Here is a 25,557-nt window from a genome sequence, read left to right on the forward strand (position 1 = left end):
CCTCTCTCCCCTGGAGCACAAGGGCAGTGATTCAATAATGTCCGCGACGCATCTGCATAATCATGCTATGGCCTGCGCCATCGGACGAAATTTGCCGCAAGCATTCGTCCAGACTGAGAGACCGTGTGCGCTCCCGCTTGCTTTCAAAGGAGCCGCGCCTTGCCGGACCTCAATCATCTTCTCCACCGCCAACAGCAGGAGCTTCTCTTCGCACAGGCGGCGTCGTCCACCGAAGCGCGGCTTGCCCATCAGGCGCTTGCCCGCGCTTATGGCCGCAAGATCGCCGATCATCGCAGGGAAATGGGCGTAGCTTCGCTCTAGCGGCTGAAGGCGTCCATCGGCCATCCGATTCCCATCTGCCGGCTGAAGCCGGACGGTATGTGGGTGTTTCGAACTTCCGGCTTTCTATCGACGCACGCCCTTGGGCATGTGTGACTACAAGGAACTGATTATGCCGATTGGCACCGTAAAATTCTTCAATGCCGACAAGGGCTACGGCTTCATCGCGCCCGAGGGTTCAGGAAACGACGCCTTCGTTCACATCACCGCAGTGGAGGCCGCAGGGCTGCGCACTCTCGAAAAGGATCAGCGGGTGTCCTACGAGCTTCAGCAGGACAAACGGGGCAAGATGGCCGCCGTGAACCTTTCGCTGGCTTGATGCAGCTATTGGGGCGCGGATGCCATGCGCCTTCGTGCCCCATGTCGGCAGGGGCATTTCATGAGCCTTAATCTGGCATATTGCCTTGAACGCGCTCGCGAGGCGCGGGAGCAGGCCGATGCGGCTACGCTGGAAAATGTCCGCGACACTTGTCTTCGTTCGCTGAAGGCTTGGGAAGAGATGGCGGATCGAGCGCGAAAGGTCCAGCGCGCCCGCCAATCGCGGGAAGCCGTAGCTACGTTCGTCAGATCCGGCGAATAGGCGGAGCCCGGGCGCGTCGCTTGTCAATCGACTCGGGGGAGCGGCGATCCCTGCAACTTGATTCCGATGCCTGACGCCTTCAAGCGTCTGCGCCCAAACCAGAAGGACCATGACGTGAAAGCGCCCAGTAGCCCAAGGGCCAATCCGGCTATGGTCATTGCAACGCGATAGCTGAGGCCGCCTACCTTCGCTGCGTGAAGCGGGTAGAGCATATTGTAGACCTTCACCGTTCCCGGCAGGCGTGACGCATCCCTGACGGCGATGAGGCGGCCGCTGTCCGCTGCGAACCACAATGTCGTCCGTCCATTGGGAAGCCATTCCTCGGACTTTTTCATCCGCAGCGCGATGAGACCGTCCCCATTCCGCGAGAGTGAAAGGCTCCTTATCTCCGCCTCCGGAAAGCGGGCCCGCGCCGTGCTTAACATGGAGTGCCAGTCATGCTGCGCCGCCATTGCCACCGAAAGCGGTTCGGGCGCTTTCAGGCTGGCCTCGATCAAGGCAGGCGCCGAAGGGCCAAGTATCAGCGCCGCGACCGGACGGAAGATCAATATGGCGCCGGTCAGCAAAGCGACAAACAGCAGCGGCGCGGCGACGATGCCCAGGTCACGATGATGACGCAGGATGGCGGGCCGGCTGAGCCGCTTGGGCAACAGCCGAAATTCAAATGTCTTGCGCGTACGCCACCACAATAGGATGCCCGAAACTATGAAGAACAGGCCCGCAAGCGCCGCGATCCCGCCGACCGTCTCGCCAGCATCGCCCGCGAACAAATGGTGGTGCAGGTCGAACAGCCAGAGTTCGGGTCTTTGCCACTGACTGTCCCAGCGAGCAACTATGTCGCCCGCTTGGCTGGTATAGGCGCCCGAACCGTTGGCGAAGCTGAGGCGATTGAGGCCGAAATCGCGGGTCGCGAACATGATCATGTCAGGCTGGACTTCGGGATCTGCCATGATCCGTTCGACCGTCCCGGCAATGGCTCCAGTTGCCTGCACCTGGGCATCGGACGTATGCGGCAGCAGTATCCAGGCGTCCTTGTGCACCAGCAATGCGCCGGAAATCCCCAACACCGCGAGAACGAGGCCGACGAGGCCGCCAATCCAGCGGTGCAAAAGGTCAAGCGTCTTCAAAAGCTATAGTCCCAGCTCAGCGTGAAGGTACGGCCGCGTCCCGCAAAAAAGGCGAGGTTGTCGTTCGGCAGGCGGGTGTCGCTGCTATAGTCGATGTAGAATTTGTCGAACAGGTTCTGCACGCTCAGCCTCACTCCGCCCAAACCGGTCTGGTAGCGAACGCTGGCGTCGGTCAAGGAGTAGCCGCCGAAATTGTTGCGTTGGTCAGGCTGCGTCTTGTTCTGGTCAGCATGGAAGGTGCGTGAGAGAAAGAATTGCGTTTGCACGATCGCCGAGATCGGACCGCGATTGTAGATGGCCGAAAGGTTGACCCTGTCCGGCGAAATGTTAACGCCGTCGAGGTCGGTGTCGACTATGTCATCGGCGTCGCTATCGAAGCGACCGCTTATATGGGCATAACCGACGCTGAGCTTCAGGTCCTCGATGGGCGTTGCCGTGCGCAGGTTGACCTCCAGCCCCTCTATCTCGATGCGCTGGCGCTGGACGTCGAAATTGCGGCCAATGCCTGGCACAAGGAGCTGGCCCTTGTCGCTCGAGGACCAGAAATAGGTGGCTGAGGCATCGAGCGGCCCGCGCTTCACTTCAACGCCGATCTCACGGTTGTTCGAGACAATCGGCTCGATGGCGAGGAAGGTGTCGATGTCGGCATTGGGTTCCCTGATAGAGCGCGTGATGCGGCCGACATCGGGCGCGGTGAAGCCCTCGGCGTAGCTGGCATAGGCGCGGATGCCTTCCCACGGCTCTACGACAACGCCGCCGTTCAGCAGCACGTCATCGAATTTGGGCTTCCCGCCAGTGACCGCGACGCCCCCATAGGTCGAAGGTCCGCAAGGCGTTGTGGCTGGCTGACCAGCCGGACAGGCAACGAAGGTCGTTGACGCCAGCGTGTGGAAGTCGTCGATCTTGATCTGCACATTCTCCCAGCGTGCGCCTCCGGCGACACGCACCAAGCCGTCGAACAGTTTGAGATTGGCCTGTGCGAAGGGCGCAAGGCTGCGGAATTCGGTCGGCGGCACCCATGTCCGGTTAGTGGCGATCAGGCGCTGCTCGGTCTTGTCCCACAGAGCATCAAAGCCGAGCGTTGCGGTCAGCGCCTCGAAACCGGGCATCGCACGCTCATAGCTGAACTTGGCGCCCAGCTTGCGTGAGCGGTTCTGTGACTGGTCGAACAGCGTGTTCACGGGGGCGATTGCGGGGTCCTGGAAAGATGCGATCGGCGCGATCTCCCCGCCGAAGGTATCGCGCGAGCGGTTGAAGAATATCTGGCTGACAAAATTGCCGCCCCAGAGGCCGCTGTCGGTATAGGACAGCGCGGCGCTCTCAGTCCGGTTCGCCGCTGGCTTGCCTGGAGGATCCCCGCGCTCAGCGCTGGTCGGCAGGCCGGTCGTGCGGTTGCCGGGAACCGCGACAAAATCCCCATCGCCCTTCAATTCGAAGCGGCTGGCGATAAGGTCGATTCGGCCGGTGGCGGAGGTGGCATAGCCCAGCCGGGCGAAGAAATTGGTCGTCTGCGAATCCTGCGTCTCGCCCTGCGTCAGGTTGAGACCGACGCGGCGGTCCTGCCCGTCATAGAACACCCCGCGCTTCTCATAGGTGCCGCCGATCGTGGCGTCGAAGTCGCCCGCTTTGTATTGGAACAGGCCGCCCGTCTTCCAGCCAATGCCATCGGAGTGGAAATTGTTATCCGTCGTGCCCTGCAGCAGCGCCCGGCCACTGAGGCCTTCCTCCTTCGGCGCTCCGACGGTGACCTGGTTCACGATGCCGCCGGTGCCGCCAATCCCCTGCAGCGCGTTTGAGCCATAGATCAGCTCAACCCGGTCGATGAAAAAGCCGTCAATGGTGAAACCGTCCCGCGCACCGTCGCGCAGGGGCGTCGATTGCGGGATGCCGTTGATCGCATAGAGGGGCGAGCGTCCGCGCAGTGTTTCCCCCGCGCCGGACAGCTTCTGGCGAGTGGGGGAGAAGGAAGGCGTCAGATTGGAGACAGCATCGACGACGGAGCCGCCGATGGCAAGCTGCTCATCAAGAGTGTCCTTGACGATGACATCGACCGTGAGCGGCAGCGCGTTTGCGGGAAGGATGCTGCGGGCTGCCGTAACGACGATCGGACCGCCATTTTCCGCTTCGGGAGGGGACGGTTGAGCGTGAGCCGTACCCGCGACGAGGAGAGCGGTAGTCGAGAGGAGACCACGAATCGTAACAGACATTTTTACCCCTTCTTTCGCGGCTGGCTAATAGAAGGGATATACTATTGCAAGTCATTATCATCGTCCTATTCATGCGCCCTAATCATGGAAAGCCGCTCCTCTCCTTCACGGTTTCCATGGCGACAAAGGTAGAGGTGCTCGCGACATGCGGCAGGCTTGAGATTTTTTCGCCCAAGACCTCGCGATACCGCCGGATGTCAGTGGTGCGCACCTTCAGTAGATAATCGAAGCTGCTCGCGATCATGTGGCATTCCTCGACCTCTGCGATGCGCTGCACCGCTGCATTGAACTCCCGCAGCGCCTGTTCCCGCGTGTCGGAAAGCTTCACCTCAGCAAAGGCGACATGGTCGAGGCCCATCTTCGCGGCATCGATGATCGCGCGAAAGCCCCGGATCACGCCCATGTCCATCAGCTTGCGCAGCCTTACCTGACAAGGCGTCTTCGAAAGGCCCACCGCTTTCGCGAGATCCGTGACGGTCATTCGCCCATCTGCACTAAGCGCGGCAATGATCTTACGGTCAAAGATGTCCAGATCACCTTTAGGTGCGGATTTTTCCATATGTTTCGCCTAAAAATCTTGTCAACTTCAGTGTTATAGGACTGTCCGACGCCCAGGAAAAGTCGGATTGGCAAAGGGATTTTGCCTATCCTCTATATATGACCAGCCAACCAGCATTCGCGCCGCCCATTCGCCCGCCGTCACCGCTACGGAAAGCCATTACCGCCGCCTATCGGCGCGACGAAGCGCAAGCGCTCGCCCCCCTGATTGAAGTCGCAAGGCTTGGCGATGCTGTCCGCGCCGGCATCCGCGAAACCGCCAGCCGGCTGGTGACGGGCTTGCGCGCCCGGCCCCGCCGCAACCCTGCGGAGGCACTCATTCAGGAATATGCTCTTTCCAGCCAGGAGGGGGTGGCGCTGATGTGCCTCGCCGAGGCTTTGCTGCGCATCCCCGACGACGCCACGCGTGACGCGCTGATCCGCGACAAGATCGCCAACGGGGACTGGAGCGTCCATTTGGGCGGCGACCGCCCGCTGTTCGTCAATGCGGCGACGTGGGGACTGGTCGTTACTGGCAAGCTGATGAGCAGCGTGGACAATCGGGGTCTCGGTGCCGCCCTTGCCCGTCTTGTTGCCCGGGCGGGCGAGCCCGTGATCCGCCGGGCCGTCGATCTCGCCATGCGGCTGCTCGGCGAGCAGTTCGTGGTCGGCGAGACCATCGGCGAAGCGCTGAAGCGTGCCAGGGCGATGGAGGCAAAGGGTTTTTGCTACAGCTATGACATGCTCGGCGAGGCGGCGATGACTGCCGCCGACGCAGCGCGCTACATGGCCGATTACGAGCAAGCCATTCACGCCATCGGCGCCACGGCGGAGGGCCGGGGAATTTACGCAGGGCCAGGCATATCGATCAAGCTGTCCGCACTTCATCCCCGCTACAGCAGGGCGCAAGCCGGCCGCGTCATGGACGAGTTGCTGCCATTGGTGAAGCGCCTGGCGGTGCTCGCAAAGCGCTATGGCATCGGTTTCAATATCGATGCGGAGGAGGCTGACCGGCTCGAGCTATCGCTGGACCTGCTGGAGAGCCTTGCGCTTGACCCGGAATTGAGGGCCTGGAATGGCCTTGGCTTCGTGGTGCAGGCCTATGGCAAGCGCTGTCCCTTCGTCATCGATTGGATCGCTGACCTTGCCCGCCGCGCCAGGCGCCGGATCATGGTCCGCCTCGTCAAGGGCGCCTATTGGGATGCGGAGATCAAACGTGCTCAGGTGGACGGCCTTGCCGACTTCCCGGTCTATACGCGCAAGGTTCACACCGACATTGCCTATATCGCGTGCGCGCGAAAGCTTCTTGCCGCCAAGGATGTTCTGTTCCCCCAATTCGCCACGCATAATGCGCAGACGCTGGCGGCGGTGTATCACCTCGCGGGCCCCGATTTTGCGATCGGAGATTATGAGTTCCAGTGCCTGCACGGCATGGGCGAACCGCTCTACGAACAGGTGGTCGGAGCTCAAAATTTCGACCGTCCCTGCCGCATTTACGCCCCCGTTGGCACACACGACACATTGCTTGCCTATCTGGTGCGCAGGTTACTGGAAAACGGGGCCAATTCCTCCTTTGTCCATCGCATTGCCGACCCGGCGGTGCCGGTCGAGGAACTGACCGCCGATCCGGTTGGTATCGTCTGCGCCGCGCCGGAGCAGGGGCAGCGGCATGAAGCGATCAACCTGCCTGCGGATATTCTGGGATCGAGGCGCAACTCAAGCGGGATCGACCTCAGCGACGAAGATGCGCTCGCCAGCCTGTCGCAAGCGCTTGCCCATAGTGCGGCGCTTCCATGGCATGCGGAGCTGATCGTTCCTCATCTGCAGGACAGGCGCGAGACCGGGAGCGTGCTCAATCCCGCCGACCATCATGACATAGTGGGCACCGTCGCCTTCGCGGCCGAAGGGGACGCTCGCAGAGCCGTGCAGGTTGCGGCGGAGGCGAGCGCCGCATGGGCGGCAACCCCAGTCGAGGAGCGCGCAGCTTGTCTCGATCGCGCTGCCGACCTGTTGCAGGCGCGCATGCCCGTGCTGCTCGGCCTGATCGTACGGGAAGCGGGCAAGTCCGTGCCCAATGCGATAGCCGAGGTGCGCGAGGCGATCGATTTCCTGCGCTATTATGGCGGCGAGGCGCGGCGCAGTTTCGGTCCCGCGCAGCGCCCGCTGGGCCCCGTGGCCTGTATCAGCCCCTGGAATTTTCCGCTCGCCATCTTCACCGGGCAGATTGCCGCCGCGCTGGTTGCCGGCAATCCCGTCATCGCGAAGCCCGCCGAGGAAACCCCGGTGATCGCAGCGGAGGGCGTCCGCATCCTTCACGAGGCGGGCATTCCGGCCAATGTTCTCACCTTCCTTCCTGGCGACGGGAGCATCGGCGCCGCCCTGGTTGCCGCGCCGGAGGTGGCGGGCGTCATGTTCACCGGCTCGACCGAGGTCGCACGCCTCATCCAACGGCAACTCGCCAAGCGCCTGTCTCATGAGGGCAAGCCTATCCCCTTCATTGCGGAGACCGGCGGGCAGAATGCCATGATCGTCGACAGTTCGGCGCTTGCCGAGCAAGTCGTGGCCGACGTGATGGCATCGGCCTTCGACAGCGCGGGCCAGCGCTGCTCGGCTCTGCGGATCCTGTGCCTGCAGGAGGAGGTGGCCGACCGCATTCTGACGATGCTGAAAGGCGCGCTCCGGGAGTTGCATGTCGGCCGCACCGGCCGCCTCTCCGTCGACATCGGTCCGGTGATCACGGCCGAAGCCAAAAGGGGGATCGAGCAGCACGTCAAAGCGATGCGCGCGCTTGGCCATCCGGTGGAGCAACTGGAACTAGCGGCCGAGACAGCCCATGGCACCTTCGTGCCGCCAACGATCATCGAGATCGGCAGCATCGCGGACCTGAAGCATGAAGTCTTTGGGCCGGTGCTCCATGTCATCCGATACCGGCGCGGAAGCCTGAATGAACTCATCGCCGCCATCAATGGCACGGGCTACGGCCTGACGTTCGGCCTGCACACAAGGCTTGACGAGACGATGGCCCACGTCACCGCGCGGATCAGGGCAGGCAACATCTATGTGAACCGCAACATCATTGGTGCGGTCGTGGGCGTCCAGCCCTTCGGCGGCCGCGGCCTCTCCGGTACGGGCCCGAAGGCAGGTGGTCCGCTCTATCTTTCGCGCCTGGTTGCAACACCGCCAGCCCTCAAGACGCCAAGATCATCGACGCCCGCGCTGCTCGGGGCATTTGCTGATTGGCTCGCGTCGCAAGGCGATGCTGCGGGAGCAGCCATGGCCAGGCGCTACGGCGAGCAATCGGCAGTGGGGACAGAGAGGGAGTTGCCGGGGCCGGTCGGTGAGCGGAACCTCTATACCCTGCGTCCGCCCGGCAGCATATTGATGCTGCCCGAAACGCATGATGGCCTTTTGGAGCAGATGGCGGCCGTGCTTGCGAGCGGCAATCGGGGGTGTGTCCAGGGGATGCCCCTCCCAAAAGACTTGCGTCCTTCCATTGCTGCTGTGTTTGCGATGCAGGACCCGGCTAACGCCGCCGCTGCCCTGGTCGAAGGCGATGATGCCAAGGTGCTGGAACTGCTGGCAAGTCTGGCCGCGAGCGAAAGACCGGTCATCCCCGTCCACCGGGCTGATACAGAGCAATCGCTGGCCTATCCTGTCAACCTGTTGCTGGAAGAAGTGGCGACGTCCATCAACACCACGGCTGCAGGCGGTAACGCCAGCCTGATGATGATCGGATGAAGGGCTGACTTCCCTGAAAAGGCACAGTAGAGCGCAATGAGGCAAGGAAAGCGGCGGGGCCTGGCCCGACAAAGATATCTCGCAGGCGAGGACGATCTCACCACGCTTTTGCAGGCACAGGCGTCGTTCACTGCGGCCGACCGCCTGAGCATCCAAGCGGTTTCCATTTTGATTTCGCCAACTTCATTGCCGTTCTCGCCCTGGGGATACTAGTCGCGAGAATTGCCCTTCATTCAGGTTGGTGCTGGCGGTCGGATCGTCGATTACAGCCTCGAAATTTGCTGTCCCCCTTCGGTTGCGAGCGGTGTGTTGCAACCATTCGGGCGAGTTGGGACGCGGTGAAGGGTTTGTGCAATACGGGGAAGGCCTGGCCGGATTTGTTTCCTGGCTGGGCGGGACCGGGAAAGCCGGTAATGAGCATTACCGGCAATTCCGGACGTTGTCTGCGCGTCTTCAGCGCCAGAGTGGTTCCTGACATACCGGGCATGATGACGTCCGTGACCAGCATGTCGATCTCGCTGTCGGCGTTCAGGATCGCCAGCGCTCCTTCCCCGCTGTCCGCCTCGATCACGTCGAAACCCAGTTCACGCAGACCATCGGCAGTGACCTCGCGTGCCCGGTTGTCATCGTCGACGAGCAGCAGCCTGCCTGCCTGTCGGTCCTTTGGCCGCTTCTTGTTGCTGGTCTCATCGGCCATGCCTTCGAGCGCATCATGCGCATTCGCCTTGGGGAGATAGATCATCACCGAGGTTCCCGAGCCGGGACTGCTCTCAATCCGGGCCGTACCGCCCAATTGCTGTGACAGCCCATATACCATTGAAAGGCCAAGACCGGACCCCTTGCCCACGGCCTTCGTGGTGAAAAATGGCTCGAAAGCCTGTGCTCGGACATCCTCGCTCATTCCTGTGCCGCTGTCCTGAACAACAAGAAGGACATAGCCCGGCCCGCTGTCCGGGAGTTCCGGAGGGTAATCCGGATTTTCCGGAGCCACGTTGCGCGTCGATATGATGATCGAACCGCCTTCAGGCATCGCATCGCGCGCATTGATGATTAGATTCAACAGTGCGAGTTCCAGTTGCGGGGCATCGCCCTGGGCACGCCACAGGCCGGGGCCGAGCTGTAAATCGACCTGGACGGCAGGCGTGAGGGTACTGGCGAACATGTCTTCCAGATTGCCGATGAGCATGTTGAGATCGACGGCCCGAACGCTGAGCGCCTGCTGCCGCCCGAATGCCAGAAGCTGAGCCGTGAGCCGTGTTCCCCGCTCCGCCGAGGCAAGCGCGCCGCGAACAAGGCGGACGGATTTTTCATCCTCCACCCGCCGCGAGAGCATATCGAGACTGCCGATGACGCCGGTCAGAAGATTGTTGAAGTCGTGAGCGATACCGCCCGCAAGGCGGCCGATCGCTTCCATCTTTTGTGATTGCAGCAACCGGCCTTCCACCTTGCGCCGCTCCGCCGCTTCGAGGCGTAGCAGCTCGTTTGCCGCTTCCAGATCATGCGTCCGGTCGGCGACATGCTGTTCCAGTTCGGCATTTGCCTTGCGCAGGATTTCCGCAGCCATTTCCTGCGACTGACGCGCTCGCGCTTCGGCCAACTCGCGCGCGACGCTGTGACGTAGGTCCTCGATAGCGCGTGTAACCGCCGGTCCCAGCCGTTTCAGCCGGTCCTTGAGAAGATAGTCGGTCGCCCCCTGCTTGATGCAGTCGACCGCAACTTCATCGCCCAATATGCCGGTAATGACGATGAAGGGCACGCGCAGCTCTCGCTTCCTGACATGCGCCAGAGCGGAGAGTGCGTTGAAGCCTGGAAGACCGTAATCGGCCAAAATCACGTCGATAGGCGAGGCGAGCTGTTCGACGAAATCGGCTTCGGACGCCACTTGCCGCCAATCGATGTGCAGGCCAGCCAGTTTCAGTTCCCGGATGATCAGCTCTGCATCGTCGGGATCATCTTCGAGAATAAGGACGCGCAGGGGCGAGGACATCGGCAACTCCTATGCAGATCTGTTTATTGCGCCAGCTTCGGAGGCGGTTCGTTGAGGACCAGCCAGTAAAGCCCCAGCTGGCGGGCCGCGTTGGTGAAGCGTTCGAAATCCACCGGTTTCTGGACATAGCTGTTCGCACCCAGGCAATAGCTGCTGATGCGGTCCTGCTCCTCCCGCGACGAGGTCAGGACGATAACGGGTACATATTGAAAATGCGGATCCATACGCAGTTGCCTCAACACTTCCAGACCGCTGACCTTAGGTAGCTTGAGATCCAGGAAAATCACCGCAATGGGTTCCTGTTTGTCGCGTTCGGCGTGGGCGCCACGGCAGAAGATGAAATCCAGAGCCTCGGCTCCGTCCCGCAGGACCACGATCTTGTTGAGAATATTGTTCTTGCGGAAGGCGCGGAGCGTCAGGTCGATATCATCCTGGCTATCTTCGACCAGCAGGATGCAATTGGTGTCCATGGCCGCTTGTCCTTTCCTTATAAAGTGAAACGAAATGTTGCTCCCTCGCCTGGCTTGCTGTCGGCCCAGATGCGACCGCCATGGCGATGGACGATGCGCTGAACGGTTGCGAGTCCGATGCCGGTGCCGGGAAATGCCTCCTGGCTGTGCAGCCGCTGAAATACGCCGAACAGCTTGTCGGCATAGGCCATGTCGAATCCGGCGCCATTGTCGTGGACGCAATAGGCCAAGCCCTCGGGCGTTGCCTCTGCGCGAAATTCCATGCAGGGGGTGTCCACCTTGCCGGTGAATTTCCAGGCATTGCCGAACAGATTTTCCAGAACGATCCGTATGAGCTGGCCGTCTGCGCGGCATTCGAGGCCGTCGGCGATGTGTACTTCCATTTTGCGGCTGGGATCGGCTGCGGCAAGGCTGGAGATGACAAGATGCGCCAAAACCGAAAGATCGACATCCTCCCGGCGCAGATCCATGCGGTCGATATGGGCGAGCTTGAGCAGGTCGTCGATAAGCTCACCCATGCGCTGGGCCGCTGCCCGGACACGGCGCAGATGGTTTTGACCGGTTTCGTCGAGCGCCTGTGAATAATCCTCCAGCAATGCTTGGCTGAAACCGTCGATGCTGCGCAGCGGCGCGCGCAGATCGTGCGATACCGAATAGGTAAAGGCTTCCAGTTCGCGATTCTTGCGCTCCAGTTCGGCGACCAACTGGCTGCGCGTTTCGGCCAGCTCTTGCGCGGCGCGGGCTTCCGTTACCTCCAGCCTGGTCTTCAGCAACTCTTCGCGGATGCGGCGGTTCTCGTCCTCGAACTGTTTCCGGCGGATCTGGGCGTGGATCCGGGCCTTGACGATTTCGAGATCGCTGTTTTTACGGATATAGTCGTCGGCCCCCGCGCCAAGCCCGTTCAGCATGGCGTCCGGATCGTCGACCGCCGTCAGCATGATGAGGGGAATGTCCCGGATGGCAGGCACGGCCTTGATGCGGCGGCAGGTTTCTTCTCCGCCCAGGCCGGGCATGATCAGATCGAGCAGGATGCAATCCACCGGCTGCACCGCCAGCAGCTCCAGCGCCTCCTCGCCCGAGCGGGCCAGCACCGCATCATAGCCCTCCTCGCGTAGCGCCGAGCCTAGTTCCTGGAGATAGGTGTTGCTGTCATCGACAGCGAGAATCTTTCGCGCGCCTGTCAGGCTTGCCGTGCAGCCGGCAGATATATGTGGCGTGCGGCGCAGCATGGCTTCGATATTGGCAAGGATGATTTCGGCGTCATCATCCTTCCGGATGAAAGCGTCGGCGCCCGCCTCGAAGGCGAGCAGCTCGACTGACCGCTCGTCCGACGCCGTGACCAGAAGGCAGGGTAACCCCCGGAGCGCGGTGTCGAGGCGGATACGCCGGATGACGGTCGCGCCGTCAATACCGGGCAGCCGCGCATCGACGGCGACGGCGGACAGTCTCTGGCCCGCCGCGATCCTCAGCCCTTCCTCTCCGTCGCTGGCGGTAAGGACGCCATAGCCGGCCTCTTCCAACATGCCGCGCAGCGTTTCCCTGAAGGTCAGGCTGTCATCGATAACCAAAATGGATGGCCGGGCCGGAGGAGTTTCCGGACGGCGCAGGCGCAGCAATTCGCGGGCGCGGGTGACGACATAATGCTGGTCATAGGGTTTGCCCACAAATTCGTCCGCGCCAGTCTCCAGCCCACGAATACGGTCCCCGATTTCCGCTTCTGTCGAAAGCATCAGCACCGCGGCGCCGGCCCCGGCGGGCGTGGCGCGCATTTCCGACAGGAAGGCTATGCCATCGCCGTCGGGCAACAGCACGTCCAGCACCGCAACGCTGATGTCCTGACGGGCAAGCGCGTCCCGCGCCTCAGCGACGGTGGCGCAGGGTACGGCCTGAAACCCAGCCTCCCCGAAGGCGTCGGCAAGATTCATGCGGACGGTAAGGCTGTCGTCAAGAATGAGAGCCTTCTCCGTCATGCCGCCCCCGCCCGATCCGGCAGCGTGCATGCCATCAGCGCGGGGCCGATAGCGGAAAGCGGGAGTATGCGCTCGGCCGCCCCCAGCATCGCGGCCTCGCGCGGCATGCCATAGATGACCGACGTCGCCTCGTCCTGGGCGATCGCAAGGCCGCCCGCCTGGCGAATCCTCAGCAGCCCTTCCGCCCCGTCGCGGCCCATGCCGGTCAGAAGGCAAGCGGCCCCGTGCGATCCGAATGCGGCGGCGACGGTTTCGAAGAGGCAGTCGACGGACGGACGGCAGGAATGCCGCTCCGGGCCGAGCGTAAGCCGCAGCCGGTCATCCTGCACGATCAGATGCCGGTTAGGCGGCGCCATTAGAACGGCGCCTGCCGCCGCCGCGACCGCGTCCCCGTCGCGCGCATAGGCAACACGGCGCGGGGTCTGCCCGTCGAGCCAGTCGGCAAAGGCCATGCTGAAGGGTTCATTGATGTGCAGCACCAGCAGGATCGGCACCCTGAACGAGGGTTCGAGCGAACGCAGCAGCTCGACAATGGCGCCGGGCCCGCCGGTGGAGGCGCCGATGGCGACGGCGCGCAAGGACCGTGGGGTGGTCGCGGCAACCGGGGGGGAGGATGAGTGATGTTGCTGCAGTCTCGCGGACGCCGCCAGCTTCGCCCGCAAATGGGTGATCACGCGAATGCGGGCAACGAGCTTCACCATCGCGACAAGGCGCCCCGCCCATTCGGCGTCGCTATCGTCCCCCGCCGGTTTTTCGAGCACATCGACCGCTCCCGCCGCCAGCGCCTCATAGGTCTTGAACAATTCACCGCGATTCACTGACGAGGAAACGATTAGGATCGGCGTGGGCTGATGCGCCATGATATATTCGGTGGCCGCAAGCCCGCTCATAACCGGCAGCATCATGTCCATGGTGACAATGTCGGGCCGAAGGGACTGACACAGCTCGATCGCCTGTTTGCCGTCCTCCGCCTCCCCCACGACTTCGATACCGGCAGCGGAAGAAAGAATGTCGCGCAGCCGCTTGCGAACGGTGAGCGAGTCCTCGACGACAAGGACGCGGAGCTTCGTCATGACGCGACCGCCATCTGCCTGACGCTGGCGAGAAAAGCCGCCTGATCGAACTCGCTTTTGACGATATAGCCTTGCGCGCCCACCTCCTCGCCGCGCTTGCGGTCTTCGGGCGATGCGCGCGAAGTCACCAATATGGCGGGGATATAGCGCAAATGGGTATCCGCGCGGATGCGCTCGATAAAGGTGAAACCGTCCATACCGGGCATTTCCACATCCACGAGCAACAGTCCAAAACGGCTCTTGCGCGCTTTTTTCAGCCCTTCTTCACCAGACTGTGCAGTCTGGACATGATATCCCGCCGTCTCCAATATGCTTTGTTCGAGCATGCGGGTGGTGAGAGAATCGTCCACCACAAGCACCGATGGAACGGACCGCATCTCCCCGGTGCTCTGATGAAAATCCTGCGCCGCGGCGACCAGCGCGTCGGGATAGAGCATGACTTGCGGATTGCCCGAAGCGTCAAGGGATGAGCCCGCCACCAGCGCGATGCAAGGCGTGAAGGGGGGCAGGGGCTTTACGACGGCATTCACAATGCCATGCAGCCGACCGACCGTAATGGCGGCCATCCCATTGGCGTCTTCGAGGAATAGGGCTGGCAAAGTCCGGCTGCTCTCCGACCCGTCCGCGCGACCGTCCAATATGGCGGCCAGCGACGCCAGAGGCACCGCCTGGCCATCGTAAAGGGCCGTCCGCCCATGGGCCGTGCCAGCAATATCTTCAGGCGCGATACGGGATATGCGCTTGACTGCGTCGAGCGGGATCGTGAACGCCTGTCCCCCGGCTTCCACCTGGAGTGCTGGCAGCGAGGCGGTGGTAAGCGGGACCAGCAGTTCCATGGCTGTGCCCTGGCCCGCGTCCGTGCGGACCTTCACTTCGCCGCTTAGGCGAAGGGCGGCTTCCCGCACGATATCGAGGCCGATCCCGCGACCGGACACTGCCGTCACTGTTCCAGCGGTACTGATGCCGCCCTTCAGCAGCAGCTCGAGCAACGCCTCGGTATCCAGGTCCTCGATCCGGTTGTCCGTGAACCCCTTGGCTTCGGCGGCGCGGCGAACGGCGGCCATGTCGACGCCTCCGCCATCATCGGAGCAGATGAAAGCGATATGGCGGCCACGCCGCGTCACCTCCACCGTCAGCCTGCCAGTCGCCGGCTTTGCCGCGGCTTCGCGCGTGTCACCGTCCTCGATCCCATGCGCCACTGCATTGCGCACGAACTGCACCAGCGCATTTTGCGCCGTTGTCAGCAATTGCGCGTCCAGCCGCAGATCACCTCCCAGTCCCTGAAAATCGACTTGCTTGCCAAGCGATTGCGCAGCATCGCGCGCCACGCGTTCCAACATGTTGAACATTGTCTCGGCAGGCACCAGCTGCAAGCGTTCGGCGGCGGCGGAGAGCTGCACCAGATCGCGCCCCAATTGATCCACCTCCGACAAGAGGGACCGCTCAAGCCCGGCGAAGGCACTGCGCAAGTCGGAGCCGATGGCTTGGATCCTGTTTCCCGGATCGCCCTTTTCCTCCTGCCGCCGCGAACCGCTCCGGATCTGGCTAAGCAGGTTGATCCGCTGCCCCAATGTCTTCAGCGTCACAAGCTCGCCCTTGAAGCGCGCAAGGCTGGCCTGCGCCTCCGCAGCGATCCGCAGCATCGCATTGAGGTCCGCCATATCGGGACGAAAAGTGACAGATGACGCTGGTTCCGACTGATGGCCGCTGCCGTTACCCAGGGAGACAGGGGGCAGGCCATCGACATAAGCCTGGACGTTGTCGAGCATGACCAGCAGCGCACCCGCCGACTGTTGGGGAACGGGCGTGCGGCCGTCCCGGTAGGGCGACAGCGCCTCCTCCATGGCATGCGCAAGGTCGGCAATGTCGCGCTGCTTCACGACCCGCGCCGCCCCTTTCAATGTATGCGCCAGGCGAAGGATTTGCGCCAGTTGCCCGGTATCGCTTCCATCCTTTTCAAGGCGAAGGATGGCCTTGCTGAGATCGCCGGCCAGTTCCGCTACCTCGACCCGGAAATATTTGTAGGGATCTTTCTCCATCCGTCACCCTGCCGTCTGTGGCTGTACAAGCTGGCGCAAGTCGCGGGACAGGCTGGCAAGCTGAGACACGGTTTCCAGTGTCTGCTGCGAGCTGACCTCGGTTTCCCGCGTGGTCTGCGCGACATTGGCGATGGCGGCATTCACCTGCTCGACAGCGCTGGTCTGCTGTTTGGTGGAAAGTTCGATCTCGCGCGCGGCTTCGTTCGTCGTGGTCAGGAGCCGGGCGATCTCTCTGAAGGAGGACGCGACCTCTCCGAACTGTTGCGATCCGGCATCGACCGCCTTCGAACCGGTTTCAGTCGTCATGATGGTGGTGTTCACCGCCGCCCGCATGTCGTCGATCAATGGACGGATTTCCTTGGTTGAACCCGACACGCGGTCGGCCAGTTGGCGAATCTCGTCAGCGACCACCGAAAAGCGAAGCCCCGCGTCGCCTGCACCGGCAGCCTCGATGGTGGCGTTGATGGCAAGGATGTTGGTCTGTTCGGCGAGTTCGGAGACAATGTCCAGTATCGATCCAATCTGCTGCGACTTCCTGCCCAGATCCAGCATGTGGCTGACGATCATATCCACCTGCTGACGGATGGCGGCGATGGACTCATGCGCCTGGTCGACCTTGTTTTCGCCGCCGCCCGCCGTCGCTACCGTCTGGTCGGCGATCTGCGCTACGCGCTGCCCGCTTTCCGCAATCTGCCGGGCCGTCGCGAGTAGTTCGCTGATCGTTGTCGAAATCTCGCTCATTGCGGTCGCCTGCTCCTTCGCCCCAGTCGCCTGCTGGTTGGCGGCGGCCTGAAGCTCAGCCGACGAGCTTTGAACGTGGGCGACAGCCGTTCCGATCTGCCGCCCCAGAATGCGGGAGAGCAGGATCGCCGCCGTCATGGCGAAGAGCAGCACGGCCAGCACGACGGCCGCCATCAGCCAAATTCCGGAGGATGTTGCGTCCGCCGCCGCCTGCTTGGCCTTCTCAGCCTCTTCCTGCTGCCGCGCGATGAAACTTTCCACCTCGGCAATGATTTGGCCGGCCAAGGGAACGACCTCGGTTTCGAAGACGCGACTGACTGCCTCTGGCGATCCGGCGCTGCGCCGCAGTGTCATCGCGCGGTCCAGGGCCTGCTGATGCTCTGCCTCCTTGCTCTCGATGACTTGAATAATCCTGCGGTCTTCCAGTGTCGGCAATTCCTGCTTCATGCGCGTCGCCACTTCCGCAAACGCCCGGCGGTTTTCATCGATTTCGGCAGCAAATTTCTGGTCCGGCGAGAGGAGAAAGCCTCGCCCGGCGGCAATTTTCTGTTCCAGAAGCCGATGAAGATCCCCCGCCTCCAATAGCAAAGGGACGTTCACTCCAGTGACGCGCCGGTTGCTTTCGGCAATATTCCGGAGCGTCAGGAGGGATATGCCGCCGATGGCCACGGCGAACAGGACGGTAATCGCGAGGCTTGCTCCGATCCTACGGGAAAATGTCCACTGACGCACGATGCCTACTCCCCTTTTTGCGCTGCATTGGGTCCGCCTGTTGCCCGGGCGATGACGCCGACAATTGATGGCAGGTCTATGATTGGCAGAGCCTGCCCGGATGTGCGGAGGATCTGATCGATATGCGGCCGCGCTTCGTTCGTTTCGTCCCTTGCGGCGCTGGCTTCGGCGGAAAGCCGGAGATGGCCGCCGAACGCATCGAAAGCCAAAGCCACGGGCGCCATGGCAAGCAGCGCACACCAACTAGGCTTCCCGTTTCCGGGCGGGTAGCCCAGCAGAAGGCCAAGATCATAGACGGGGACGGCGGCGCCCCGGAGGTTGGCTATCCCTACCAGTTCCGCGCCTGATCCCGGCAGGCGCGTTATGACGGTGCCGTTGCGCAATTCGGCCAGCTGCAACAGACGGAGGGCATGAGGATCGTCCCTGACACGGACTGCGATGAAGTCGTGGCGCACCGGTACTGCACCGTTCCGGGGCAAGGCAAAGGACTGATCGAACCGGGCGGCAAGCGCCCGTGCCTGTTTGGTAAGGTCCTCGGCTTTGCTCCTCATGTCAGTTCCTCCAGCGCCCTCATTTCCGAACGGCAGAGGCCGAGAAGCGCATCGCGGCCAAAGCCCCCGCCAAAAAACAGCAGTCTGGAGCTGTCCTCGCGCTCCAGAAGAGACGCCGCACTTGTAAGCGCTTTCCGGGCCGTTTCACGCTGGCCAAGGCGACGAAAAAGCAGCCCCAGACGAAGACGCGGCATGGCGAATGCGGGATCGAGATAGGCCGCAAGCTGATAGTGATCGGCGGCTTCGTCACTATCCCCGGCTGCTTCCCGGCAGAGCGCCAGCACATAATGCCCCCCGGCGCTCAGCTCATCCTGTTGCAGCAGGCGTCGCGAAATGCGCTCGGCCGCTTCGAGCTGGCCGCGATGGCTGAGCAGGGTGGCCTTGAGCAGCAGGACGTCAGGATCGGCGCCATGTTCAGGTGGGAGCTGCTCCACCAGGTTCAACGCGTCGTCGAAGCGCTCACGGGCGAGCAATTCCAGCGCGGCGCCAATTCGGGCCGTCCTTTCCGCAGGTGGCGGCGGCGTAGGCTTGACTAGACTGGTCAACGCCTGAATCCGCTGCGCTGAACGGCGGATGGCGGATATCCAAGCTTCAGCCGGAACGAAACGGTCTTCGGGTGCACGGACAGGCGGGAGCGGAATTCCGGCAGCGGCGGAGCTTGAGCCGGGACCGCCGTCCTTCCGCTGATAATAAAAGCTTTCATGCGTGTGGCGCAGGTGGAAATCCTGCGACAGGTTACGCAGCGTTTCGGCATGGCCCAGGAACAGATAGCCGCCCCGCGCGAGCCAGCCCGTAAGGCGCGCCACCACTGCCCGTGCGGTGTCTTCTGGAAAGTACATCAACATGTTGCGGCAGAATATCGCATCATAGCCCTCCGGCGGCAGCGGGTCGGGGGCGCCGGAGATCAGGTTCAGTTCCTGAAAATCGACGGCCTTTAAGATGCGGCGGTCTAAAATCATGTTGCGGCCGTCCGCGCGGAACCAGCGCTCTTGCATCTCCGGGGAGGTGTCGCGCAGCGACCAGGCAGAATAACAGCCTTCCCGCGCCTTCCGCAGCATCGCCGGATTGATGTCGGCGGCCTGGATCCGGATGTCCCAGCCTGGATCGGCGATCACTTCCCGGATCGTCATCGCGATCGAATAGGCCTCTTCGCCCGATGCGCATCCCGCCGACAGGAAGCGCAGCGCCTTCTCATGCCCGCGCGCGGCCATTCGATCCGGCAGAACCACCTCCCGTAAGGCATGGAACTGAGCCGCGTTACGGAAGAAATAGGTTTCGGTAACCGTCAAATCCTGCGCCAGGGCGGCGGTTTCTCCGGGCAGCGATCCACCATCGAGCCGCGCAAGATAATGATCCGGCGTAAGGCCGGTGGCTGCCGCCCGGCGGCCAAATATCTCCGCCAGCATCTCCAGCTTGCCGTCATCGAACAGCAGGCCAAGCCGGGCGGTCACCAGGTTGCGGAACGTCTTCACGTCCTCATGGCTGACGGGCGCGCTCATGAGCCAGCCCCTGCCATCATCTGGACTTGCCCGGACAGGCCGTCCGATAACAAGCGGCCTTGATCAAGGACAAGCAGCAGGTCGGCGTCCAATGCCCCCATGGCCGACACGATTTCCGCATCGGCATTACGAAGCAGGGGAGGAAGGCTGCGTAATGTTTCGGCGGGAAGTGTGCGGATACCCAGAATTCCGTCTACTTCCAACGCAGCCACGGCCGCGCCGGACCGGACCGTGACCCAACGGTCCGGCGAACTCCGCTTCCCATCCATCAAATATGCAAGGTCGAGTACGGGGACCGGCTCCCCGCGAACGATCGCCAACCCCCTGACGAAGGGCAGCGATCCCGGAATAGGCCGGACCGGCAATGGCCTCATCGTTTCCAGCACATGCGTGACGGGCAATGCAAAGGTTCTGGCTCGAACAATACACAGCATCAAGCGGCCGGAACCTTGGACAGCCATGGGAACTCCCAGGAACTATATTGTTCGCGAACCCGTTTTTCTTGGCAGAGGCCGATCCGGCGACTGGCCGGCACGACTCGCCGCCTGCCCTCAGGACTCTATCAGCGCATTGAAAAGGAACCAAATATTCACCATGATCCGTTTCAACCATAACGGTCTGGTCATGAAGACCTGACGCGCATTGGCGGCAGGCCGGCGGGTCGGAATTGGCCAATATGTGAATATGTAATCCACGCCCTAAAATCGCTTAAGGAACAAGCCCCGTTGAAAATTGGCGCGCTACGATATACATTTGTGAGAATGTATATCAAGGAAGTTCCGATGCAAGTGGCAAAATGGGGTAATAGTTTGGCAGTGCGCTTGCCCGCTGCGGTCGTGGAAGCCCTCAACCTCCATGAAGGTGATGATATTGAAATCCACATCGTCGATGAACGCAGCATGGGTATCGCCCGCAAGCCTGGCCGCGATGAACTGATTGAGCGTCTGCGCGCCTTCCGTGGCCGCATGCCCGCCGATTTCAAGTTCGACCGGGATACGGCGAATGCCCGCTGATTTCATCGACACCAATGTTCTGATCTATCTATTGGGCGATGATGACCGCAAGGCAGGACAGGCCGAAACCTTACTCCGCCAGGGCGGAACGATCAGCGTCCAGGTTCTGAATGAACTCGCCAATGTCGGTCGGCGAAAGCTGGGTTTCTCATGGGGCGAGGTGTCTGAATTCCTCGAAGGCTTGCGTGGATTGCTGGATGTGGTCCCCTTGGATGAAGCTGTGCATGAAGAGGGGCTACGGATCTGCAGCCGCCATGGGCTGTCGGTCTATGACGGCATGATTGCTAGCGCCGCGCTGATCGCTGGTTGCGAAGTCCTGTGGTCGGAGGACATGCATCACGGTTTAGTGATCGATGACCAGCTACATATCAGGAACCCGTTCGGTTGAACATTTTGTGCCCAGCGAGATATCCCAAGACTGACTAGGCAGTGCAATACCAATTGCCACAGGAATGTGACGGCCAATATAATGCTGTCCGATACGGAAATATATGGTGAGCCCTTCTGGATTCGAACCAGCGACCTACTGATTAAAAGTATTACTTTTCAAAATATTACGCATCACCTTGTCACGGCGTATCGTCCATTTTTCTATGAAATTTCAACTCTTTTAGAAAAGCATATTGCTTCGGGCGAATTCATATTCTTTCGCTTAAATCAGGTCGTCTGTGACCCCATCGATACCCTGCATGACGCATTCGATTGAGAGTGAAAATCTGGGAAATATCGCGCGGCACTTGGTGCGATGCTGGACGGGGAAGTTCGGTCTAAACGACCCGCCGGTGATCTCCACATAGGATTTGGTTGCAACAATACGTATGCGCATATATGATGCGCATAGAAAGTGAGGGCCTATGGCCAGAGTTGCAACCTCCTCCCATCGCAAGGCCACGAATCTCTCGTTGGACATCAGCTTGCTCGAACAGGCTCGCGCCTTGGATATCAATATTTCCCGCGCCTGTGAGCGGGGCTTGGCCGAGCAGATTGCGGAAACCCGCGCTGCACGTTGGCGCGCCGAGAACGCCGAAGCGTTGGCATCGTCGAATGAATATATTGAGCGCAACGGTCTGCCTCTTTCGGGCTTCCGTCAGTTCTGATGGCCAAGTTTGATGTCTATCGGCTGCGAGATGGCCGCAGCTATTTACTGGATTGTCAGGCTGATTTGCTCAGCGACCTCAACACGAGGTTTGTCGTCCCTCTTTTTCCGGTTGGCGAAGCTCCGGCACCCGCAGCGCGCTTGAATCCCATTTTCGATATCGATGGCGAACAATATGTGATGGTAACGCAATTTGCCGCCACAGTCCCCGGCTCCGAATTGAAAACCAAGATCATGTCGTTAAGCGAGCAAGCCTTCACGATTGGAAATGCTCTGGACATGCTGATCTCGGGTTACTGACGTTAGCTTTGCCAGGCTGAAAGCCGCTCGAAGCCGTGATCGATAAATTGCCGCTTTATAAATCATGATATGACATTATAGTGAGAATTACGGTGACAGGTGCGTAAACCCCTAGGCAGCGTGGACAAATTGGTGACGGTCGGCCTTCGTGCGTGTAGCCTTGGTTCGTGATCTATAACACGCGCTTGACCGCCGCCATATTGCTTGGCCTTGCAACGCCTTCCGCCGCTCTGGCCGAGCCGGTGTGCTATGATGCGAAAGTTCGTGCGCTACCAGTTGACCAAGTACCGAGCGAGATCGGCGATTGCGGCAATGATTGCATCATCATGTTGTGGCCATGGTTCGTCGATTTGCGGGTGACGCGTGTCATTGAAGGTGCCTTACCCAGCAAGATGGTGAGGGTGCTGACGGTTCAGCATACCTATCGTGTGTCGCGCGTAGGAACTTGGCTGCTTCGTAAGAATACCGCAGGCGGTTACAACGTCGTGGTGCCGGAAGACGGTGCGGCGATTGTTCGCTGTTCTGATGGGATTTCGTCAGTCGAGCCATATATTCGACCGGGCGATGAGCACACGCTCGATGATCTTCGCGACGCTGGTATTCGTCGATACGGCCATCACGCCAACTGATCAGCGCGTCGCTGGGCTGAAGCATGTTGACGTGCTGCGCGAGGATTGATTCAAGGCTGCTTTTTGGAGGCAGGCTTGAGCAGGGGCGATCTCACTGAAGCAGAATGGCGCGTTCTGAAGGGTTTGTTGCCCATCGAGGCCGAGAACCGTGGTCGAGGCAGGCCGCCCGAGCAGAACCGCGCGATCATCAACGGCATCCTCTGGCGGCTTCGGTGCGGTGCTCCGTGGCGCGACGTGCCGCCCAAATACGGTAGTTGGAACACCATCTATCGACGGTTCCGGCGATGGAGCGAGGCCGGGGTCTGGGAGACCGTCGCGGTTACGCTGGCCGAGGTCATGGCGGACAGCGGCCATTACAGCATCGACAGCACGACAGTCCGCGCCCACGTCTCGGCAGCGGGCGGAAAAGGGGGACTCATCGACGCGCTCTTGGCCGCTCGCGGGGCGGGTTCACCAGTAAGCTTCACTGCCTGGCCGATGCCCTCGGACGACCGCTCGCCTTCCACCTGACGGTCGGGGAAGCAGCAGACTGCAAGGCATATGACGCGCTCATAGGTCTGCCTGAGCGCACGCCGGATGCTTTGCTTGCTGATAAGGGCTACGATGCCGACGCTATCCGCGCCGACCTTGCTCAACGGAAGATCGAGGCTGTCATTCCCGGTCGATCAAACCGCCGCGTCAAGATCGAACATGACCGGTCGCTCTACAAGCAGCGCAATCGTATCGAGCGCATGTTCGGCCATCTCAAGATCAACCGCGTCATCGCCACCCGATACGATCAACTGGCCAACAGCTTCCTCGGCATGGTCCATCTCGCCACCGCCAGATACTGGCTCAAATTTGTCCACGCCGCCTAAACATTTTTTGGCTTGAGAACGATGCCAGGGAGGCGTGTCATGCGTGAACTATACCCAGTACGGCGCGACCGTCAATTTCGGGGTTTTCGCACCTGTCACCGTAATTCGTAATTCAATTCGTAATTCAATAGGAACGCCAAATACAGTTCGAATCGTATAATAATAATAAGTAAACAGTCAGTTGTCGATAGAACGTATTATGCAAAAAAGCCGCTTGAAATGGGCAGCGACAAAGTCGATCGCGGCCATGATCGGCTGAGCCATCAATATGTCAGCGTTCGTTCAAAGAGCTCAAAGCGGAAGCCTTCAATTCCGGTTTTCGTATTTTGCCGAGAGATGTTCGCGGGAATTCATCGCATATCACCATGTACGTGGGAAGTTGATACTCCGCGAGTCTTTTTCTACAGTGTGAAAGGACATCCGAAAACCCGGGTGCTCCGCACTCCGATGGTCTGACGCAGGCCACCAGGGCTTCGCCTGTCTCAGAGTCAGGAATTCCGATCACAGCAGCTTCCGCAATGCCGGGCATGTCCTCCAGAACCTTTTCGACATCTGCGGGATAGACGTTCGAAGACCCGACAATCACAATGTTCTTTTTGCGATCAACGATGTAAAAATATCCTTCGTCGTCGCAGTAGGCGATATCGCCGGTCCGGAACCATCCTTCGGTGAAGGCTGAGCGGGTGGCTTCCTCATTGTTCCAGTAGCCGGAAAAAAGGCTTCGTCCCCGCAAGACAATCTCTCCCGGCTCGCCCGGCGGCAAAGGGTTCAGCTCCTCATCGACGACACGGGCCTGCGTGTAGAGCACCGACGTGCCTGCCGACGCGGCCCTTCGGCGGTGATGTTCCCAGGGAGACGCGAGTACCGGGACGCCCTCGGTCAGCCCATAGTTCTGCTGGGTCGGAACATCCCGGTCGAACCAAGCTTGCATGACTTCGGGTGGCACGAAAGTCGATCCGATCCCGACGCAACGCAGTCCCGAAAGATCGGTCTTTGCCCAATCGGGATGACCGGTGAGCCGTCGCGAAAAGACCGGTGGGGCGAGGAGGAGCGTAACGCCTTGGCGGTCTATTAAGCTCAGAACGACGCCCGGATCAAATCTCTTCTGGATGGTGACCTTGGCGCCGATGTGAAAGGCGGGCAGTGTATGTATCAAGAGACCACCTACATGAAACATCGGCAGATAGGTCAACACGTGATCCTTGCCGCGCATGTTATAGGTATTGTTTGAGTTAATGGCCGTGAATGTCAGTGCGTCTTGAGTGAACACGGCGCCTTTTGGCGTTCCTGTGGTGCCGGACGTATAGGCGATCAGCACAGGTAAGTTCTGATCCCGGCCGGGGTTGCAGGCAACTGTCGTCTGTCGATCCGCAAGCCAGGCGGCGTCAAGGGTTCCTTCAAGCGGAACAGCGCTTTGGTCCTGGATAACTTGCGAAGCGAAATCACGAGACGGCACACGGCAAGCCTCTGCAATTTCATGAAATTCCGCACTTGAGAACAGCACCTGTGGCGCGGCGTTTTCCAGCATGACAGAAAGCTGGGGGGCCGTTAGACGGGAATTCAAAGGTACAAAGACAGCGCCAAGCCTGGCACAGGCAAAGAGAAGCTCAAGGATTGCCGGAGAATTCGCGCCGAGATACGCAACGCGGGATCCTTCGCCCACTTGCAGACGATCCCTCAGATAGCCGGCTAATGCCGCGATCCGTACTTCCAACTGACGGTACGTGATCTGTTTACCGTTGAACTGTATCGCGACATTCTGCGGAGACCAAATAGCCTTATGTGCTATCCAAGAAGAAATACCCATTTTGTTGGTCCCGGCATGTGATGGCGCGGAACGAGTTTAAACCTTTCAGACTTTCTTGACTATGTCGTATCGCTCGACGGGCTGCCGCTGTCGTGCGGGCGCTCCCGTGTAGAATCTGGGAATTACGGTGAGTGGGAATTACGGTGACAGGTGCGTAAACCCCTAAATATTTTTCGGCTTGGGGCCGCGTTTTCCGGGGAGCAAAAGTTTTCCGGAGCGTTTGCCCATGTCTTCGAGCCATTCGCGCGAGCCGACCGGTCGGCCC

General features: G+C 60.9%; 24 protein-coding genes. 11 read left to right on the plus strand and 13 right to left on the minus strand.

Features of this window, described 5'->3' with window-relative positions:
- Nucleotides 1–159 precede the first annotated feature (159 nt).
- The 3 genes from VJS46_RS11660 to VJS46_RS11670 all read left to right on the plus strand — a co-directional run bounded on the left by VJS46_RS11660 (nucleotide 160) and on the right by VJS46_RS11670 (nucleotide 919).
- On the plus strand, nucleotides 160–321 hold the full coding sequence (locus VJS46_RS11660; protein WP_324060228.1) for a hypothetical protein: 162 nt from the start codon (nucleotides 160–162) through the stop codon (nucleotides 319–321).
- A 130-nt stretch (nucleotides 322–451) separates the two neighbouring features.
- Nucleotides 452–658, plus strand: coding sequence for a cold-shock protein (locus VJS46_RS11665; protein ID WP_324060229.1), 207 nt, complete (start codon nucleotides 452–454; stop codon nucleotides 656–658).
- 60 nt (nucleotides 659–718) lie between these two features.
- Nucleotides 719–919, plus strand: a complete 201-nt coding sequence (locus VJS46_RS11670) for a hypothetical protein (protein ID WP_324060230.1) — start codon at nucleotides 719–721, stop codon at nucleotides 917–919.
- Nucleotides 920–942: 23 nt separating this feature from the next.
- Here the strand turns inward: VJS46_RS11670 and VJS46_RS11675 are convergent, their stop codons facing one another.
- The 3 genes from VJS46_RS11675 to VJS46_RS11685 form a co-directional block, all read right to left on the minus strand.
- Nucleotides 943–2,046, minus strand: coding sequence for a PepSY-associated TM helix domain-containing protein (locus tag VJS46_RS11675; protein WP_324060231.1), 1,104 nt, complete (start codon nucleotides 2,044–2,046; stop codon nucleotides 943–945).
- A complete protein-coding gene (locus VJS46_RS11680) occupies nucleotides 2,043–4,253 on the minus strand; it encodes a TonB-dependent receptor (protein ID WP_324060232.1) in 2,211 nt (736 codons plus the stop codon). The genes VJS46_RS11675 and VJS46_RS11680 overlap by 4 nt, the downstream gene beginning before the upstream one ends.
- Before the next feature lie 82 nt (nucleotides 4,254–4,335).
- A complete protein-coding gene (locus VJS46_RS11685; protein ID WP_324060233.1) occupies nucleotides 4,336–4,812 on the minus strand; it encodes an Lrp/AsnC family transcriptional regulator in 477 nt (158 codons plus the stop codon).
- Between the two features lie 98 nt (nucleotides 4,813–4,910).
- Here VJS46_RS11685 and putA point away from each other — a divergent pair, with 98 nt between their 5' ends.
- A complete protein-coding gene (putA, locus tag VJS46_RS11690; protein WP_324060235.1) occupies nucleotides 4,911–8,528 on the plus strand; it encodes a trifunctional transcriptional regulator/proline dehydrogenase/L-glutamate gamma-semialdehyde dehydrogenase in 3,618 nt (1,205 codons plus the stop codon).
- 229 nt (nucleotides 8,529–8,757) lie between these two features.
- On the opposite strand, the gene VJS46_RS11695 is transcribed toward putA, so the two are convergent.
- The 9 genes from VJS46_RS11695 to VJS46_RS11735 are packed head-to-tail and all read right to left on the minus strand — an operon-like array spanning nucleotide 8,758 to nucleotide 20,051.
- Nucleotides 8,758–10,515: a response regulator gene (locus VJS46_RS11695; protein WP_324060236.1), complete on the minus strand. Its 1,758-nt coding sequence runs from the start codon at nucleotides 10,513–10,515 to the stop codon at nucleotides 8,758–8,760.
- A gap of 23 nt (nucleotides 10,516–10,538) precedes the next feature.
- On the minus strand, nucleotides 10,539–10,985 hold the full coding sequence (locus VJS46_RS11700; protein ID WP_324060237.1) for a response regulator: 447 nt from the start codon (nucleotides 10,983–10,985) through the stop codon (nucleotides 10,539–10,541).
- Nucleotides 10,986–11,002: 17 nt separating this feature from the next.
- The gene (locus VJS46_RS11705; RefSeq protein WP_324060238.1) at nucleotides 11,003–12,985 is read right to left on the minus strand and encodes a response regulator; all 1,983 of its coding nucleotides are present in this window, start codon (nucleotides 12,983–12,985) and stop codon (nucleotides 11,003–11,005) included.
- Nucleotides 12,952–14,028, minus strand: a complete 1,077-nt coding sequence (gene cheB, locus VJS46_RS11710) for a chemotaxis-specific protein-glutamate methyltransferase CheB (RefSeq protein ID WP_324060239.1) — start codon at nucleotides 14,026–14,028, stop codon at nucleotides 12,952–12,954. The genes VJS46_RS11705 and cheB overlap by 34 nt, the downstream gene beginning before the upstream one ends.
- Entirely contained in the window at nucleotides 14,025–16,067 is a 2,043-nt protein-coding gene (locus VJS46_RS11715) for a hybrid sensor histidine kinase/response regulator (protein ID WP_324060240.1), read from the minus strand. Before VJS46_RS11715 ends, cheB begins: the two co-directional genes overlap by 4 nt.
- 3 nt (nucleotides 16,068–16,070) lie before the next feature.
- Nucleotides 16,071–17,540: a HAMP domain-containing methyl-accepting chemotaxis protein gene (locus VJS46_RS11720; RefSeq protein WP_324060241.1), complete on the minus strand. Its 1,470-nt coding sequence runs from the start codon at nucleotides 17,538–17,540 to the stop codon at nucleotides 16,071–16,073.
- A 5-nt stretch (nucleotides 17,541–17,545) separates the two neighbouring features.
- Nucleotides 17,546–18,091, minus strand: coding sequence for a chemotaxis protein CheW (locus VJS46_RS11725; protein WP_324060242.1), 546 nt, complete (start codon nucleotides 18,089–18,091; stop codon nucleotides 17,546–17,548).
- Nucleotides 18,088–19,590 carry a CheR family methyltransferase gene (locus VJS46_RS11730; RefSeq protein WP_324060243.1) on the minus strand — a complete coding sequence of 501 codons (1,503 nt, stop codon included), beginning with the start codon at nucleotides 19,588–19,590 and terminating at the stop codon, nucleotides 18,088–18,090. Before VJS46_RS11730 ends, VJS46_RS11725 begins: the two co-directional genes overlap by 4 nt.
- On the minus strand, nucleotides 19,587–20,051 hold the full coding sequence (locus VJS46_RS11735) for a CheW domain-containing protein (RefSeq protein WP_324060244.1): 465 nt from the start codon (nucleotides 20,049–20,051) through the stop codon (nucleotides 19,587–19,589). The genes VJS46_RS11730 and VJS46_RS11735 overlap by 4 nt, the downstream gene beginning before the upstream one ends.
- Before the next feature lie 264 nt (nucleotides 20,052–20,315).
- Here VJS46_RS11735 and VJS46_RS11740 point away from each other — a divergent pair, with 264 nt between their 5' ends.
- The 7 genes from VJS46_RS11740 to VJS46_RS11770 all read left to right on the plus strand — a co-directional run bounded on the left by VJS46_RS11740 (nucleotide 20,316) and on the right by VJS46_RS11770 (nucleotide 23,485).
- Nucleotides 20,316–20,603 (plus strand): AbrB/MazE/SpoVT family DNA-binding domain-containing protein, encoded by a 288-nt coding sequence (locus VJS46_RS11740; protein ID WP_324060245.1) that lies wholly within the window; start codon nucleotides 20,316–20,318, stop codon nucleotides 20,601–20,603.
- Nucleotides 20,593–20,991, plus strand: coding sequence for a PIN domain-containing protein (locus VJS46_RS11745; protein ID WP_324060246.1), 399 nt, complete (start codon nucleotides 20,593–20,595; stop codon nucleotides 20,989–20,991). The genes VJS46_RS11740 and VJS46_RS11745 overlap by 11 nt, the downstream gene beginning before the upstream one ends.
- Nucleotides 20,992–21,072: 81 nt before the next feature.
- Nucleotides 21,073–21,309 (plus strand): hypothetical protein, encoded by a 237-nt coding sequence (locus VJS46_RS11750; RefSeq protein WP_324060247.1) that lies wholly within the window; start codon nucleotides 21,073–21,075, stop codon nucleotides 21,307–21,309.
- A 148-nt stretch (nucleotides 21,310–21,457) separates the two neighbouring features.
- Complete coding sequence (locus VJS46_RS11755; protein ID WP_324060248.1) at nucleotides 21,458–21,700, plus strand: type II toxin-antitoxin system CcdA family antitoxin; 243 nt, start codon at nucleotides 21,458–21,460, stop codon at nucleotides 21,698–21,700.
- Entirely contained in the window at nucleotides 21,700–21,999 is a 300-nt protein-coding gene (locus VJS46_RS11760; RefSeq protein ID WP_324060249.1) for a CcdB family protein, read from the plus strand. The genes VJS46_RS11755 and VJS46_RS11760 overlap by 1 nt, the downstream gene beginning before the upstream one ends.
- Before the next feature lie 167 nt (nucleotides 22,000–22,166).
- The gene (locus VJS46_RS11765) at nucleotides 22,167–22,628 is read left to right on the plus strand and encodes a hypothetical protein (protein ID WP_324060250.1); all 462 of its coding nucleotides are present in this window, start codon (nucleotides 22,167–22,169) and stop codon (nucleotides 22,626–22,628) included.
- Nucleotides 22,629–22,703: 75 nt separating this feature from the next.
- A protein-coding gene (locus tag VJS46_RS11770) for an IS5 family transposase (RefSeq protein WP_324060251.1) occupies nucleotides 22,704–23,485 on the plus strand; the annotation gives its coding sequence in 2 pieces (ribosomal slippage) (nucleotides 22,704–23,028 and nucleotides 23,028–23,485; 783 coding nt in all).
- Nucleotides 23,486–23,756: 271 nt separating this feature from the next.
- Here VJS46_RS11770 and VJS46_RS11775 read toward each other — a convergent pair.
- Entirely contained in the window at nucleotides 23,757–25,292 is a 1,536-nt protein-coding gene (locus VJS46_RS11775; protein ID WP_324060252.1) for a class I adenylate-forming enzyme family protein, read from the minus strand.
- Between the last annotated feature and the right edge of the window lie 265 nt (nucleotides 25,293–25,557).

Origin of the sequence: Rhizorhapis sp. (assembly GCF_035276005.1) — a bacterium.
Taxonomy (GTDB): domain Bacteria; phylum Pseudomonadota; class Alphaproteobacteria; order Sphingomonadales; family Sphingomonadaceae; genus Rhizorhapis.